This is a genomic window from Brucella grignonensis (assembly GCF_002252505.1).
GTDB classification, from domain to species: domain Bacteria; phylum Pseudomonadota; class Alphaproteobacteria; order Rhizobiales; family Rhizobiaceae; genus Brucella; species Brucella grignonensis.
Genome location: NZ_NNRL01000158.1, coordinates 195,139 through 209,600 on the forward strand (window position 1 = coordinate 195,139; position 14,462 = coordinate 209,600).

Sequence of the window (14,462 nt, forward strand, 5' to 3'; positions counted from 1 at the left end):
GGATTCAATAGCTTGGAGCGACCTTGGTGCGTCCGAAAGGACACACGGCGCTCTAAGGCAGATCAGTTCAGAACACCCTTTTTAGGGTCTGGTGGGAAAGCAGCATTGGCTTCTTCACCACGCAGAAGCTTCATCGCTTCGTTGAGCTGAACGTCATCTTTAGGCTCAAGTGGAACATAAGCTGCAGAACCCGATCCCTGATCGTCTTCAGCATTGCCCTTGATGTGGCCCTTAAGTTCAGACTCACCACGAACAACATCCTCACCGCGCAGTTCTGGCGGCAATGGCTGTTCAACCTTGATGTCCGGCGTGATGCCCTTACCCTGAATCGACTTGCCCGACGGCGTGTAATAGAGCGCTGTTGTCAGACGCAGCGAGCCATTTTCACCAAGCGGGATAATCGTCTGGACAGAACCCTTGCCGAAAGACTGTGTGCCAAGCACCGTGGCACGGCGATGATCTTGAAGAGCACCGGCAACGATTTCCGAAGCACTGGCCGAGCCACCGTTGATCAGCACAATCACCGGCTTTCCATCGACAAGGTCACCCTTGCGTGCATCGAAGCGGGTTACATCCTGCGGATCGCGACCGCGGGTCGAAACAATTTCACCCTTGTCGAGGAATGTGTCGGAAACAGCAACCGCCTGGTCGAGCAGACCGCCCGGATTAAGGCGGAGGTCAAGCACATAGCCCTTCAGTTTGTCGGCCGGAACCTTTTCCTGAATATCCTTGATCGCCTTCTTCAGGTCTTCCGAAGTCTGCTCAGTGAAAGAAATCACACGCAGATAACCGACGTCATTCTCAATCCGCGAGCGAACTGCCTTGACCTTGATGACCGCGCGGTCGATCTTGAGCGTGATTGGCTTGTCGGCACCCTGACGAATAAGTGTCAGTTCAATCGGCGAACCAACTTCACCGCGCATCTTTTCAACGGCATCGCTCAGGCTCAGACCACGGACTTCCTGACCGTCGATCTTGCTGATCAGATCGCCTGCAAGAACACCGGCCTTGGAAGCTGGCGTGTCATCAATCGGCGCGATGACCTTCACAAGATCATTGTCCATTGTCACTTCGATACCAAGACCACCGAACTCACCCTTGGTCTGCACGCGCATGTCCTGCGCTGCCTCCGGGTTGAGATAAGACGAATGCGGATCGAGCGACGTCAACATGCCGTTAATGGCACTTTCGGTCAGCTTCTTGTCATCTGGCGGCGTCACATATTGCTGGCGCACGCGCTCGAAAATATCACCGAAGAGAGCCAGGTCCTTATAGACATCGCTATCTTTCCCCGCTGCTGCAAAAGCAGTGGAGGCAGGCGCGCCCTGAACCATCACCATGGCTGACGCGCCCATCAGGGCTCCGGCGAACAGCAGCGACAGTTTACGTATCATTTTGTGTCCTTCCAGAAAGCCGCTCAGACCACCACGGGGCCGGATCAACGGGTTTTCCATCTTTTCGAAACTCAATGTAAAGCAATGGCGCACCATTGCCCACCTCTATCGGCGCAACACTTGCGAGAAGTTTTTCACCCATTGCACCGACAGGCTCACCCGCCAGCACGAACTGACCTTGCGCCACATCGATTCGGCCCATGCCAGCCATCACGATATGATATCCGCCGCCAGCATCCAGGATCAAGAGCTGCCCATAAGATCTGAATGTACCTGCATAAAGCACAACGCCATCGGAAGGTGACGTAATCGTGGCAGCGGGCAAGGTTTCGACAACCTGCCCCATCATGTTGCCACCAACACCATCCTTTTCAGCAAAATGCCGGATTGTCTTGCCCGCAGCAGGCAATGCCAGCTTTCCATGCAGTGATGCAAAATCAAGCTGCGCATGCAGGCGGTTCTCGTCAGGCGTTGCTTCTCCGGCCTTTTCCTGCGCTTTTGCAAGACGTTCGGCTTCCGCCTTGCGCGCAGCATCCGCCGCGTCACGCACCCCTGCCATCTGCTCATCAAGCCCGTCGATCAGTTCCTTGAGACTACCCGCCTTGGCCGCAAGTTCTTCCGAGCGCTTGCGTTGTGCCTCGATTTCCTGCTCGGATTGCGCCTGCAACTTCTTCTTTTCTTCAAGAAGAAGTGATTGACGCTTCTGCTCTTCAGCCTGGGCTGTCCGCGTTTCCTTGAGCTTGTCCTGTTCCTGGGTAATTGAAGCGGTGACGCGCTGCATATCCTTGAGATCGCTGGTGAGCTCTTCCACCTGTTCACGCATTTCCGGTACAACCGCGCCAAGCAGCACGGCACTGCGCACCGATGCCAGGGCATCGTCGGGTCGTACGAGAATTGCGGGTGGCGGATTCAAGCCCATCCGCTGAAGAGCTGCCAGCACTTCTGCCAGAATGCTGCGTCGTGCTCGCAAAGAAATACGAATGCCGTCTTCCTGCTCACGCAGAGACACGAGCTTGTCAGCGCTATCGGCAATATCCTGCTGCAATTTCTTGTCGGTCTTGGCCGACTGGATCAGCGCTGCGGTAATGGTCGCCTGATCCTTTTTGAGGTTTGCCACCTCGTCTTCAAGCTGCTTTAGCTTGTCGCCCGTCACCGACAATTCGGTGCTGAGTTGCTCATATTCACTCGCTGCCTGATCGCGCTGTTGTTGAAGAGCCTGTTGTGCAAAAACCTGCGGCACGCCTGCCATGAGAGCAGCCGCGACAAAACCAGTCCGCAACACGGCAGACAGGTTAGGCTTTTTGGGAAGACGAAAAAGACTCATGGCGCGCTATATCAGGAACAAACAAGGCCAAAACTAGCCGCATACCGTTAACGAACCATCAACCATAACCACTCGTGTGGATTATAGCCGTCATGATGTGAGCTGTTCCGTCAATTCGATACGATTCCGAATGGATCGGAGATATAGCACATTGGATAGCCAACCAGTGGTTTGTCTTCGACGATAGAGACGCCCGCTGTGTTTAGCATCTCGGTCACCATATGCAGTAAAGTACTAGGACCTATGATAAGGATGTCCCGCAAGAATTGTTGCGGCGCGATAAAGCTGCTCGGCAATCAGGATGCGGGCGATCTGGTGCGGCCACGTCAACTCGCCCAGCGCCAGAACCAAATCTGCACGCGAACGCAAAGCAGGATCATGTCCGTCCGGGCCGCCAATGGCGACAATCAGTTGCCGCTTGCCATCGTCACGCATCCGGCCAATGCGTTCAGCAAAAGCTTCCGAGCCGAGCGCTTTGCCACGCTCGTCCAGCAGGATAAGGGCAGCACCATTATCGAGAGCTTCATGAATGCGCTGTGCTTCTTCGGCCTTGCGCAGATCAGCCGTTTGTCCTCGGCTTTCGGGTATCTCATTCACGCCCGCAAATTCGAGCCCTAATGGCGGCCCAGCCTTGGAAAACCGGTCAAAATAACGCTCGACCAACTCCCGCTCGGGGCCGGCCTTCATCCGGCCCACGGCCATCACACTCACACGCATCACGTCCTCTTTACGACTTGATCAGTGCACCGTTCCCGATGCGCGCTGATCTTCGAAATCGTCGTTGATCCAGATCTTTTCCAGATTGTAGAAATCACGGATTTCCGGACGGAAAATATGGACGACAATATCGCCTGTATCGATGAGAACCCAATCACCGCCCTCGAGTCCTTCGACCCGCATATCTTTGCAGCCCATTTCACGAAGAGCCTGCAAAAGATGATCAGCGACAGCCGTCACATGACGATGCGAGCGACCAGACGCGACGATCATATAATCGCCGATCGAGGATCTTCCGCGAATGTCGATGGGGATAATGGATTCTGCTTTGGAGTTTTCGAGACTGGCCAAAGCCGCGTCGAAGGCCTGGGACACGAAAGCTGTTTCGTTCATCCCGACCGGTGAAGGCGCGTGGTGAGCCTTCTTCTCAATTGCTGTTCTCAGTGTAGTTCCTTTCCGACAAGAACAACGCAGTACGGCAATCATAAGCACCGTACATGCCTAAGATAGGCAGAGTCCCTGTATTCTTTCAAGAGTCTTGGGTTTTTTTGACGTGCATCTCACCCGAAAACTGTTTCATACCTTTCAGGATACGCCCGAAACATAAACATCATTCACTTTTTCAATTTCTGTTTGCGTAGTGCACTTGAAGAAAGCGAAGAACGCGGTCCGTGAATGAATGTCCAGGCAGGCGGCGTGCGGCGCGCCAGCACCGGCGCATAATGTTCATCCAGCCGGCTATCGGAAAATGTCTGCGCCATGCGCGAGGACAAATAAGCCAGTGTCGAACCCGGTCGATCAATCACTGCGATTGGAAAATTCTGCGCAATCTCACGCCAACGCTGCCAGCGATGGAACGACGCAAGATTGTCAGCCCCCATCACCCATACAAAATGCACACCGGGATTGGCTTTGCGAATGAGCGCCAGCGTATCGGCCGTGTAACGCACGTTGAAGGCAGCTTCCAGAGCCGTCACTTTGATACGCGAATCGCTCGCCACATCTTCGCTCAATTTCAGTCGGTCAGCGAGCGGCGCCAGTTCGCGGCTGTCTTTCAGCGGATTGCCGGGTGTCACCATCCACCAGAGCTGATCAAGTTTGAGCCGCCGGATCGCAATTTCTGCCACCAGCGCATGCCCTCCATGCGGAGGGTTGAACGAGCCACCAAACAGACCGACCGTCATGCCTTTTTCGACATGCGGCATGCGCAGATAATGCGCATCGACATCCGGATATTGCTCTTTCAGTGCGGAAAGCCCGAAGCCGAAACGCATTAGCTGCGAACTTGTCCGTTACCGCGAACACGATACTTGAACGAGGTCAGTTGTTCGACGCCCACCGGCCCGCGTGCGTGCATCTTGCCAGTTGCGATACCGATTTCCGCGCCCATACCGAACTCGCCGCCATCAGCAAATTGCGTCGAGGCGTTGTGCAGCAGAATGGCTGAATCGATCTCGTTGAAGAAGCGTGCAACGGCTTCGGCGTCCTCAGCAATAATCGCCTCGGTGTGATGTGATGAGTAACGATTGATATGCTCGATCGCGCCCGAAACACCGTCGACGAGCTTTACGGAAATGATCGCATCGAGATATTCGGTCGACCAGTCCTCTTCCGTTGCAGGCCTGGCATTCGGATAAAGCGCCCTCACCTCGTCGCTTCCACGAATTTCACAGCCTTTTGCAGCCAGATCTTGCAGAACTGGTACAAGATGCGTTGCGGCAACGTCGCAATCCACAAGAAGCGTTTCAGCTGAGCCGCAAATGCCGGTGCGGCGCATCTTGGCATTGACGGCAATGGCGCGTGCCATATCAAGATCGGCAGAAGCATCGACATACAAATGGCAGATGCCTTCGAGATGTGCAAAGACCGGAACACGCGCTTCTGATTGCACCCGCGCAACAAGGCTTTTGCCGCCACGGGGCACAATCACATCAATCGTGCCGTTCAGACCTTTGAGCATTTCGCCAACCGCAGAACGGTCCGTTACGGGCACGATCTGGATAGCATCGGCAGGCAGTCCACCGGCTTCAAGACCAGTCACAAGGGCCCTGTGAATCACAGCCGAGGAGTGGGCAGAATCTGAACCGCCACGCAGGATCACCGCATTACCGGCCTTGAGGCAGAGCGCACCTGCATCCGCCGTCACATTGGGGCGGCTTTCATAGATGACACCAATCACACCGAGCGGCGTGCGCACGCGCTCGATATGCAGACCATTGGGACGGTCCCATTCGGCAATCACCTCACCGACAGGATCGGGTAGAGCGGCAATCGCGCGAATACCATCGGCAATCGCCTGAATGCGACCGTCATCGAGCGTTAATCGGTCGACAAAAGATGCAGCCATGCCGCTCTCTGCTGCATTGGCGAGATCAAGTTTGTTGGCTGCAAGAATTGCATCTTTGTCTGCGAGGACCGCATCGGCGGCGGCAAGCAGAGCTTTGTTCTTTTGCTCGGCGCTTGCTATTGCGAGTGGTGCTGCGGCAGCTTTGGCCTTGCGACCAACTTCCGCCATGATGGCTGCAATGTCAGCTCCCCCATCCACTTTGTTCAGCATCCGCTCCACCCTTTATGCTTCTTCTGTCTCAACCGCAGTCACGCCGCGCACAACCAGATCATTGCGATGTATCATCGCAGCGCGCGCATCATAACCAAGAATGGTACTAATCTCATCGCTTTTATGCCCGGCAATTTTGCGCGCATCGGCGGCATCATAAGCAATCAAGCCGCGCGCAATTTCGCGACGATCTTCATTCAGCACTGCAACCGTATCGCCGCGCTCGAACTGACCTTCAATCTCTTTGACACCTGCGGGCAGTAGCGATTTGCCAGACTTCAGCGCCTTTGCCGCACCCGCATCGACCAGCAGTTTACCTGCAGGTTCAAGATTGCCGGAAATCCATGTCTTCCAGGCATTGACCGGCGCACGCGACGGCTCAAACAAGGTTGCGCGCTCGCCATGATCGATAGCTGAAAGCGGCGCCATACGCGTGCCGGATGTAATGATCATTGCCGTGCCTGCGGCATTGGCAATCTTGCCCGCATCAAGCTTGGTCTTCATACCGCCGCGGGATAGCTCGGATGCGGCAGCTCCCGCCATAGCCTCGATTTGCGGAGTAATCGCCGTCACAAGAGGTAGGAACTGCGCATCCGGGTTCTTATGGGGCGGGGCTGTATAAAGCCCATCAATGTCTGAAAGCAGAATGAGCAGATCTGCTCCCATCATAGTCGCAACTCGAGCCGCCAGACGGTCATTGTCACCATAACGAATTTCAGTGGTTGCGACTGTATCATTCTCGTTGATGATCGGCACAGCGCCAAGCTTCAAAAGCGTTTCAATGGTCGCTCGCGCATTGAGATAACGGCGACGCTCTTCAGTATCGGCCAGTGTGAGCAGAATCTGACCAGACTTGATGCCGTGGCTACCGAGCACATCGGCGTAGGCCTTGGCGAGTGCGATCTGACCAGCAGCAGCTGCAGCCTGACTTTCCTCAAGCTTCAAAGACTTTTTCGGCAAACCAAGAACCGTACGGCCAAGCGCAATGGCTCCCGAAGAAACGACCAGAACTTCCACACCTGCTTGCGAGAGGCTGGCAATGTCCTGGCCCAGACTTTCAAGCCAGCTTTGCTTGAGACCCGTTGAACGATCTACGAGAAGCGCAGATCCGATTTTGATAACGATGCGGCGATAATCTTTGAGTTGTTTCAACATGCATTCAGTTCCCGCGCCGCGTCCTCAACTGTTATTCTTCTTCGGCTGTTCCAGCTTCCGCTGCACGGCTCTTGTCAATCACGCTTGCAAGTTGGCGCAAGACATCATTCAGACCTTCATGACTGACGGCGGAGAGCAGCAGCGGATCGCGACCGCAGGCCTTCTTCAGTGCCTTGATCTTTTCCTTGCGCGCATCCGGATCAAGCGTATCAATCTGCGACAGAGCTACAATTTCTGTCTTCTCGGCAAGGCCATGTTCATAGGCTTCAAGCTCACCGCGAATGACGGTGTAAGCCTTTGCAACATCTTCTTCCTGCGCTGACACCAGATGCAACAGAACGCGCGTGCGCTCGACATGGCCAAGGAAGCGGTCGCCAAGGCCCACGCCTTCGCTTGCGCCTTCAATAAGGCCTGGAATGTCGGCGATCACAAACTCGCGACCATCAACACGCGCTACACCAAGATTGGGATGCAGCGTGGTAAAAGGATAGTCAGCAATCTTTGGCTTGGCCGCTGTCACACTTGCGAGGAATGTGGATTTACCCGCATTCGGCAAACCGACCAGACCGGCATCGGCTATCAGCTTCAAACGCAACCAGATTGTGCGCTCAATACCGTCGAGGCCGGGATTGGCCCGGCGCGGCGCACGGTTTGTGGATGTGGTGAAATGCAGATTGCCAAAGCCACCATTCCCGCCCTTGGCGAGACGATAACGCTGGCCGAGCTCGGTAATATCGCAAATCAGCGTTTCATTATCTTCTTCAAAAATCTGCGTACCAACCGGCACTCTGAGCACGACATCATCGCCTTTGCCGCCAGTCATGTTGCGGCCCATGCCATGCATGCCGGTCTTGGCCTTGAAGTGCTGCTGGTAGCGATAATCAATCAGCGTATTGAGACCATCGACGGCCTCGACCCAGACGTCGCCACCGCGACCGCCGTCACCGCCGTCAGGACCGCCGAATTCAAGAAACTTCTCGCGCCGGAACGAAACAGCGCCCGCACCGCCCGCGCCCGAGCGAATGTAAATCTTGGCCTGATCGAGAAATTTCATTGAACTTACCTCTTGTGACGCATTCGAAACTTGTATCGTAGCGCGTCTTAAACTTGGGACCGCACGCAATCTCGCGCAATCCGATTTGCAATTACAGCAAAACCCTTGTCCTGCAAACAGCTAGTGGTCTGATTTCGACATTTGCATCACTCTGCGACAAGCAACAAACAAATGTCGAAATCGAGAAGACAACCAGCCACTATTGAAGACGAATGGATTTCAGCCCAAATTCAGTTTCCACGCAGGATCGCTGAAGTCGATATAGAGCAGTTCCTGATCCAGATATTGCCCCTGCACATAAAGCGACTTGCGCTCAACACCATAGGATTTGAAGCCAAGCTGATCATAGATACGCTTCGCGGGCTCGTTGGTTGTCACGACCTTCGCATCCAGTATCACCACATGCTGTGCCGCATGTTCGATAATCCGTCCAACGAGTGCCTTGCCCAGAGCCAGCCCACGCGCTTCGGGAGCAACATAGACGCTGACCAGCGTACCACGATGGCGCTCCGACCTGCGCTCATGCCGGAACAGCCCGGCAATGCCCATCAGGTTCTCACCATCAAAGGCACCGAAAATGACATTGCCGTTTACCTGTTCCAGACGACGCGCAAACACATTGTCGGAATAGGCATTTTCTTCTTCAAAGGTCGAGCCGAAGGCTTGCGGCGCAAGCTGCAGTGCCGAAAGCCGCATCGCGCGAAACCGATGCAAGTCACCCTTGTCCAGTGCGCGAACAACAACCCTTTCACGGGCGACAGCATAAATATCGTTCATCATATTCCCCGATTTTTATCGGTCCTGCGGTTATCGCGCAGGACCGTCTTTTTTGATTATGACTGCCAGCTTCTCAGGCCTATCCATGTACGCCTGTCGAGGACGTAACGCTCGACAGGGACATTCCCGGCAGCAAGCGAATCCGACATGCCCATGCCGCTGAACTGAAAGCCGCACTTATGGATCACACGACGCGAGCCGTCATTGCTGGCCCGGCACGAAACATGCAACCGTTCGATTGGCGTGGCGCGGAAGGCCAGATCGATCAGAGCGTGAGCGGCTTCCGTAGCGAAGCCATGCCCCCAATAGGGCTCGCCGAGCCAATACCCAATCTCCAGCCCCTCGCCATGCTTATGCGCATGAATGCCACAACAGCCCATAAATATACCGGTTTCAGCTTGGGTAATCGCGTAAATGCAATTGCCCATCTCGCCTTTTCGGACGCGCTCGACAAAATCGACGGCATTTTCGCGGGTGTATGGATGTGGCATACGGGCGAGCATGACGGAGACGCGGGTATTATTGGCAAGATAGGAAATTGCATCCACGTCTTCGGTATGTGGCGGGCGCAGAACCAGCCTGTCTGTGACGAGAACGGGGCAATCCAGTGCATGCTCTAAACCCGGCGAGAGATCAGCATAGCTGTCCTCCCGCTCACTACAGCTCTCGTAATAATCTTCTTCCAAAACTTCGACGACCATTTTTCTGTCCTCCAGATGCAAAAAGGGAAGATGGTTGTCCCATCTTCCCTTCGATCTTTAGGCTGGCGCCATATATACCGGGTCCAATGGGACGCCGGTATTTATGAGTGCCCGGCTTACTCTGCTGCTTCCGCGATCGGGTTAACCGATACGTAGGTGCGGCCGTTGGCTTTCGTGCGGAAAGCAACGGAACCGTTGGTGGTAGCAAAAATAGTGTGGTCTTTACCGAGGCCAACATTGGCGCCCGGATGCCACTTCGTGCCGCGCTGGCGCACGATGATGTTGCCAGAAACGACAGCTTCGCCACCGAACTTCTTTACGCCAAGGCGCTTCGACTCTGAATCGCGACCGTTACGCGACGAACCACCAGCTTTTTTGTGTGCCATTGGATTTCTCCTTTAATCTCTTCTACTTACTCAGCCGACTCAGCCTTGGCTGCAGCCTTCTTAGGCGCTGCCTTCTTTGGCTTTGCGGCTTCGCCTTCAGCGGCGTCTGCCTTCGGAGCTGCCTTCTTGGCTTCTGCCTTCTTGGAAGGCTTCGCACCATCGGTGAGGATCTCCGAGATACGGATGGTCGTCAGTTCCTGACGATGACCGCGGGTACGCTTGGAATTCTGACGGCGACGCTTCTTGAACGCGATAACCTTGCGAGCGCGGCCCTGTTCAACGACTTCAGCCGTTACCAGAGCGCCTTCAACAACTGGCGCGCCAATGGTCGTGCCGACCATCAGAACTTCTGCAAATTCTACGATGTCACCGGCTTCGCCAGCAACCTTTTCAACCTTGATCAGGTCGTTTGCGGCAACGCGGTACTGCTTGCCACCAGTCTTAATGACTGCGAACATTTGTTTTCCTTTCGGGTCGTTCGGTCCAGCTCTCATACCCTGCAACGCAAGCGCCTTGGGCACGGGCCGTCTTTTTATCAGTCGATTGATTTTGGAAGCTTTTCGCCCCCCTGACCAGAGACCCGAAAACCGGAAATCTCCAATCAAAACAATAAGCGCGGACTACCCCACACATAAAGTCAGGTGCTTATAGATATGAGGTAGCGGAAAAGTCAAGAATTTTCGTCCTGGAATGCAAATTAGGTCTTGTCTAATTGTGTTTGGCCCGTTATTGAGCCGCTACACACTTAGCATTCGCTTTAGATGCTTACCAACGGCGCGGTTTTCACAAATCGTTTTACCGTAGTGCACAATGCGGAGAGGTGGCTGAGTGGTCGAAAGTACCGCACTCGAAATGCGGCGTGGGGGTAACTCCACCGTGGGTTCGAATCCCACCCTCTCCGCCATTTTCTTCAAACTTATATGCTTTCACTGACAGGTATTTTTCGGCTTGCAAGTCAGTCCGGCCTGCGCCAGCAGATCAGCCACCCCGTCACGCGCACCCAACCCCTCGGGATCGCACAGATACTCCATGTGATCACTCAAATATCCGGCCATTGGCGCACGCCAGTCTGGCGAAGTTTCAATCATCTGTTCAGATGTATAAAGCAGATACTCAACATATGCCCCATAGGCGGTGAGCTGTGCCGTGCCTCTCAGCGAGCAATAACTGGCCTGCGCCAGTTCGGGCTTTTGCACCGTCAGGTTCAGAAACTCGCGATATATTTCGCGTGCCGTCTGATCACGCTGAATGAGATCGGCCTGACTGACCTGGTAAGGAATGATAACCAGTGCCGAGAGTGCGGCAAAGGCCGTAGCAATCCCGCCAAGAGCGGCTAATGGTTCAGTATTGCGCCGTAACCAGTTCCACATGCTCAGACCTTGGGTTGCTCATGGGTGGCACAATGGATACCGCCGCCAACTTCACCCACCGGATCGATATTCAGCGTAACAATCTCCCGACCGGGATACAGCTTGCCAAGAAGGGCCGCAGCGCGTTCATCGGCTTCGCGGTCACCAAACTCGGCAGCAATCACCGCGCCGTTACAAACGTAGTAATTGACATAGGAAGAGACAAAGTCGCTGTTGCTCGAGCGGATGTTATAAGGTTCCGGCAAAACGACCATATCCAGTTTGCGCCCCTCAGCATCGGTTGCTGCAGCCAGTATGTCATGTGTTTTGAAGGCGGCAGCCGACCAGGGATCGTCGGGATCGATCTTATCTCCCATCTGGATTACCAGCTGTCCCGGCTTAACAAAACGCGCAAGCGCATCGATATGATAATCGGTGATATCGGCACCGACGATCCCGGGTGCCCAGATCATCTTGCGTGCACCCATCGTGTCCAGCAGCATCTTCTCAATTTCAGCTTTGCTGCCCCGGTTACGATTGGCATTGATGAAACTGCTTTCATGAGCGATCAGCGTTCCATGGCCATCGGTTTCAACACCGCCCGCCTCCCCCACCAGACCTGCATCGAGAACCTGTAACCCCATCCGTTCGGCTATCCGCGCGGCGATCTTGCCGTCTGCCGCGTGGGTCTGCTTATTGCCCCAACCGTTGAAGTTGAACTGTGTAATGGCCAGCCCGCCCTTACCATCAATGACAAAGGACGGGCCGGAATCGCGACACCACAAATCGTCGGTCGGAATGTCCCATAATTCCACATTCCGCGACACCAGCTTGCGAACAGCAGGATGATGCTTTGCTGCGGCAAGCATCACAACTGGCTCAAACTCTGCAATAGTGTTGGCGATTTTCGCGATCGTTTTCTGAATATCATCAAGAAAATCAGGATCGTCATACACATTCGGATTGACCGGCCACTGCATGAAAGTACGCTCATGCGGCTCCGTTTCTTCCGGATACCAAAAACCGGCAGAGCGAGCCGATGAACCTTTCGCCTGCCCCCTCCGTGACTGCATAGACATTCCAATGGCAGCGGCAGCAGCACCCAACAAGGTTTGGCGGCGAGTCATCATCCTATCACCATGAAATTATAATATATTTTAGAACATCTGAATATAAACTAGAGTCACCCGCAACCCCTGTCAACAGACACCAAACGGGCTTAGCGTGTAGTACTGGACTGTTCCCCGACTACGATCCGGAAATCAGAGGCGGCTCCCGTTCCGAAAGCGCGCCAGTGCTTGCAAGCAGCATGAAGTTTTAAAGGTTCTTCTGAGCAAATCTGTCAAATGCGATGAGGAAATCGCCGAGGAACTTGGCGGCATCAGGCACCAGCTTGCCGCTTTCATCAACGAGCCTATCAACATGCGCGAGATAAGCCTCGGGCTGTTGCAAGATCGGCATATCGAGGAATACCAGCGATTGTCGCAGATGATGATTGGCGCCAAAAGCAGAGAGGTTTCCCGGTGAACCGCTTATAATTGCAGCTGGCTTTCCACTCCACACACTATGACCATAAGGGCGCGAACCCACATCGAGTGCGTTCTTCAAAGCAGCAGGCACGGATCGGTTATATTCGGGCGTCACAAACAGAACAGCATTTGCCTTGCTCACTTCTAATCGAAACCGCGTCCATGCTGCGGGTGGTGTATCCGTATCCAGATCCGGATTGTAAAGCGGCAAATCGCCGATCTCGATTATCCTTAAAGTCATACCATCCGGCACAACCGCGTTCAGCCCCACAGCCACTCTGCGATTAAACGAATCTTTTCTCAGGCTTCCAACCAGAACAGCTACATTCAACTGTGACATTCGCTATCTCCCTTGTTGCAGCAATACGAGCCGTTTCCGGACACGCGCTCCTATAAGCTAAGACAGCACCCAACAATTGGAAGCAAAAACTCAACTCTGATCAAAATTCGATTCTGGATGGTCGGCTTTCCATACCCGTCTGATAACAACGAAACGTCGCCTTCCCGTCAGCCTTGGCAGAATAAAGTGCCGCATCCGCATTGATAAATACGCTCGATGCAGAACTTCCAGATATCCGCGCTATTCCAACAGATGCTCCGAGCCTTAGTTTCTGATCGTCAAAAATCACATCTTCACAGAGACGGTCAATTATGTTTTGAGCAAGCTTCTCGGTTGCTTCTTTATCATAACAGTTCGACGTAATAACTGCGAACTCATCTCCGCCTATTCTGAAAATACTATTTCCTACGTGATTTATTGTATTGAGGCGCTCTCCCATAACCTTGATACATTCATCACCGGCGAGGTGACCATAGTCGTCATTTATATTTTTGAACCCATCCAGATCAATGAGCAAAAGAAACCCTGACGTACTATCGATGCTGGCATATTCCAGCGCCGAAGCCAGCTTTAAATGGAACTGGCTCTTATTAGCCAACCCTGTCATTTGATCATACTCAGCAAGATAAACGATCCGATCAAATAAAGCTTTCTGATCGGTAATATCCTGCTTCATACCAAAAATTCTGACAGGCATATCACCCTGACATTCGATGGAAGCTGTAATGCGTATCCAGCGCTTGTTACCGCGAAATGTCCGTATTTCAGCTTCCAGAGTGAAACCGCTACGTTCTGCAATAGCACCTGATCTGCGCTTTTGCAGTTCCTGCCGGGAACTCTCAGTATAGCAAGTCAGTGTCTCAGCTCGATTAAGCGGCGCGCCCCGTGGAAGCTCAAAAATATCATACACATAGTCCGACCACGTTAACTCCTCTTCGGGCAACGTGCACTCCCAAATGCCGATTTGAGCGACAATAGAAGATTGCCCGTATATTTTTTTGAAGTGTGAAAGCGTTTGTGCCTGCTCATTGAGGAGCTTTTCTTTGCTTTCTAATTCAAGTCGCAGACACTCCAGCTCATCTCGCAACTTGCTCAGCACGACGTCATTCTTGATGGGCATTAATATTCTCTACCGTTGCAGCAACAATGTCAGTCACGCTTTTGGATCCCAAAGGACCT

General features: G+C 53.7%; 16 protein-coding genes and 1 tRNA gene. 1 reads left to right on the plus strand and 16 read right to left on the minus strand.

From position 1 onward, the window contains the following. Nucleotides 1-62: 62 nt before the first annotated feature. The 12 genes from CEV33_RS10545 to rplU form a co-directional block, all read right to left on the minus strand. Nucleotides 63-1,394, minus strand: a complete 1,332-nt coding sequence (locus CEV33_RS10545) for a S41 family peptidase (RefSeq protein ID WP_094540444.1) — start codon at nt 1,392-1,394, stop codon at nt 63-65. Further along, on the minus strand, nt 1,384-2,718 hold the full coding sequence (locus CEV33_RS10550) for a murein hydrolase activator EnvC family protein (protein ID WP_094540445.1): 1,335 nt from the start codon (nt 2,716-2,718) through the stop codon (nt 1,384-1,386). Before CEV33_RS10550 ends, CEV33_RS10545 begins: the two co-directional genes overlap by 11 nt. 234 nt (nt 2,719-2,952) lie before the next feature. Then, entirely contained in the window at nt 2,953-3,435 is a 483-nt protein-coding gene (gene rlmH, locus CEV33_RS10555) for a 23S rRNA (pseudouridine(1915)-N(3))-methyltransferase RlmH (RefSeq protein ID WP_094540446.1), read from the minus strand. 21 nt (nt 3,436-3,456) lie between these two features. Continuing rightward, nucleotides 3,457-3,828: a ribosome silencing factor gene (rsfS, locus tag CEV33_RS10560; protein ID WP_007876933.1), complete on the minus strand. Its 372-nt coding sequence runs from the start codon at nt 3,826-3,828 to the stop codon at nt 3,457-3,459. A 221-nt stretch (nt 3,829-4,049) separates the two neighbouring features. Beyond that, nucleotides 4,050-4,709: a nicotinate-nucleotide adenylyltransferase gene (locus CEV33_RS10565; protein WP_094540447.1), complete on the minus strand. Its 660-nt coding sequence runs from the start codon at nt 4,707-4,709 to the stop codon at nt 4,050-4,052. Further along, nucleotides 4,709-5,992, minus strand: coding sequence for a glutamate-5-semialdehyde dehydrogenase (locus CEV33_RS10570; RefSeq protein WP_094540448.1), 1,284 nt, complete (start codon nt 5,990-5,992; stop codon nt 4,709-4,711). Before CEV33_RS10570 ends, CEV33_RS10565 begins: the two co-directional genes overlap by 1 nt. A 12-nt stretch (nt 5,993-6,004) precedes the next feature. Further along, the gene (proB, locus tag CEV33_RS10575; RefSeq protein ID WP_094540449.1) at nt 6,005-7,147 is read right to left on the minus strand and encodes a glutamate 5-kinase; all 1,143 of its coding nucleotides are present in this window, start codon (nt 7,145-7,147) and stop codon (nt 6,005-6,007) included. A gap of 31 nt (nt 7,148-7,178) precedes the next feature. Beyond that, nucleotides 7,179-8,201 (minus strand): GTPase ObgE, encoded by a 1,023-nt coding sequence (gene obgE, locus CEV33_RS10580; protein WP_094540450.1) that lies wholly within the window; start codon nt 8,199-8,201, stop codon nt 7,179-7,181. A 219-nt stretch (nt 8,202-8,420) separates the two neighbouring features. Continuing rightward, entirely contained in the window at nt 8,421-8,978 is a 558-nt protein-coding gene (locus CEV33_RS10585; protein ID WP_094540493.1) for a GNAT family N-acetyltransferase, read from the minus strand. A 56-nt stretch (nt 8,979-9,034) separates the two neighbouring features. After that, the gene (locus tag CEV33_RS10590) at nt 9,035-9,679 is read right to left on the minus strand and encodes a GNAT family N-acetyltransferase (RefSeq protein ID WP_094540451.1); all 645 of its coding nucleotides are present in this window, start codon (nt 9,677-9,679) and stop codon (nt 9,035-9,037) included. A 116-nt stretch (nt 9,680-9,795) separates the two neighbouring features. Further along, the gene (rpmA, locus tag CEV33_RS10595) at nt 9,796-10,065 is read right to left on the minus strand and encodes a 50S ribosomal protein L27 (protein WP_007876947.1); all 270 of its coding nucleotides are present in this window, start codon (nt 10,063-10,065) and stop codon (nt 9,796-9,798) included. A 26-nt stretch (nt 10,066-10,091) separates the two neighbouring features. Continuing rightward, entirely contained in the window at nt 10,092-10,523 is a 432-nt protein-coding gene (gene rplU, locus CEV33_RS10600; RefSeq protein ID WP_024895852.1) for a 50S ribosomal protein L21, read from the minus strand. A gap of 356 nt (nt 10,524-10,879) precedes the next feature. Here rplU and CEV33_RS10605 point away from each other — a divergent pair. After that, nucleotides 10,880-10,969, plus strand: a tRNA-Ser gene (locus tag CEV33_RS10605). Nucleotides 10,970-10,991: 22 nt separating this feature from the next. Here the strand turns inward: CEV33_RS10605 and CEV33_RS10610 are convergent. The 4 genes from CEV33_RS10610 to CEV33_RS10625 form a co-directional block, all read right to left on the minus strand. Beyond that, the gene (locus tag CEV33_RS10610) at nt 10,992-11,435 is read right to left on the minus strand and encodes a hypothetical protein (RefSeq protein ID WP_094540452.1); all 444 of its coding nucleotides are present in this window, start codon (nt 11,433-11,435) and stop codon (nt 10,992-10,994) included. A 2-nt stretch (nt 11,436-11,437) separates the two neighbouring features. After that, the gene (locus CEV33_RS10615) at nt 11,438-12,544 is read right to left on the minus strand and encodes an agmatine deiminase family protein (protein WP_208620185.1); all 1,107 of its coding nucleotides are present in this window, start codon (nt 12,542-12,544) and stop codon (nt 11,438-11,440) included. A gap of 187 nt (nt 12,545-12,731) precedes the next feature. After that, nucleotides 12,732-13,283 carry an NADPH-dependent FMN reductase gene (locus CEV33_RS10620; protein ID WP_094540453.1) on the minus strand — a complete coding sequence of 184 codons (552 nt, stop codon included), beginning with the start codon at nt 13,281-13,283 and terminating at the stop codon, nt 12,732-12,734. Between the two features lie 100 nt (nt 13,284-13,383). Next, on the minus strand, nt 13,384-14,403 hold the full coding sequence (locus CEV33_RS10625) for a GGDEF domain-containing protein (RefSeq protein ID WP_094540454.1): 1,020 nt from the start codon (nt 14,401-14,403) through the stop codon (nt 13,384-13,386). Nucleotides 14,404-14,462 lie beyond the last annotated feature (59 nt).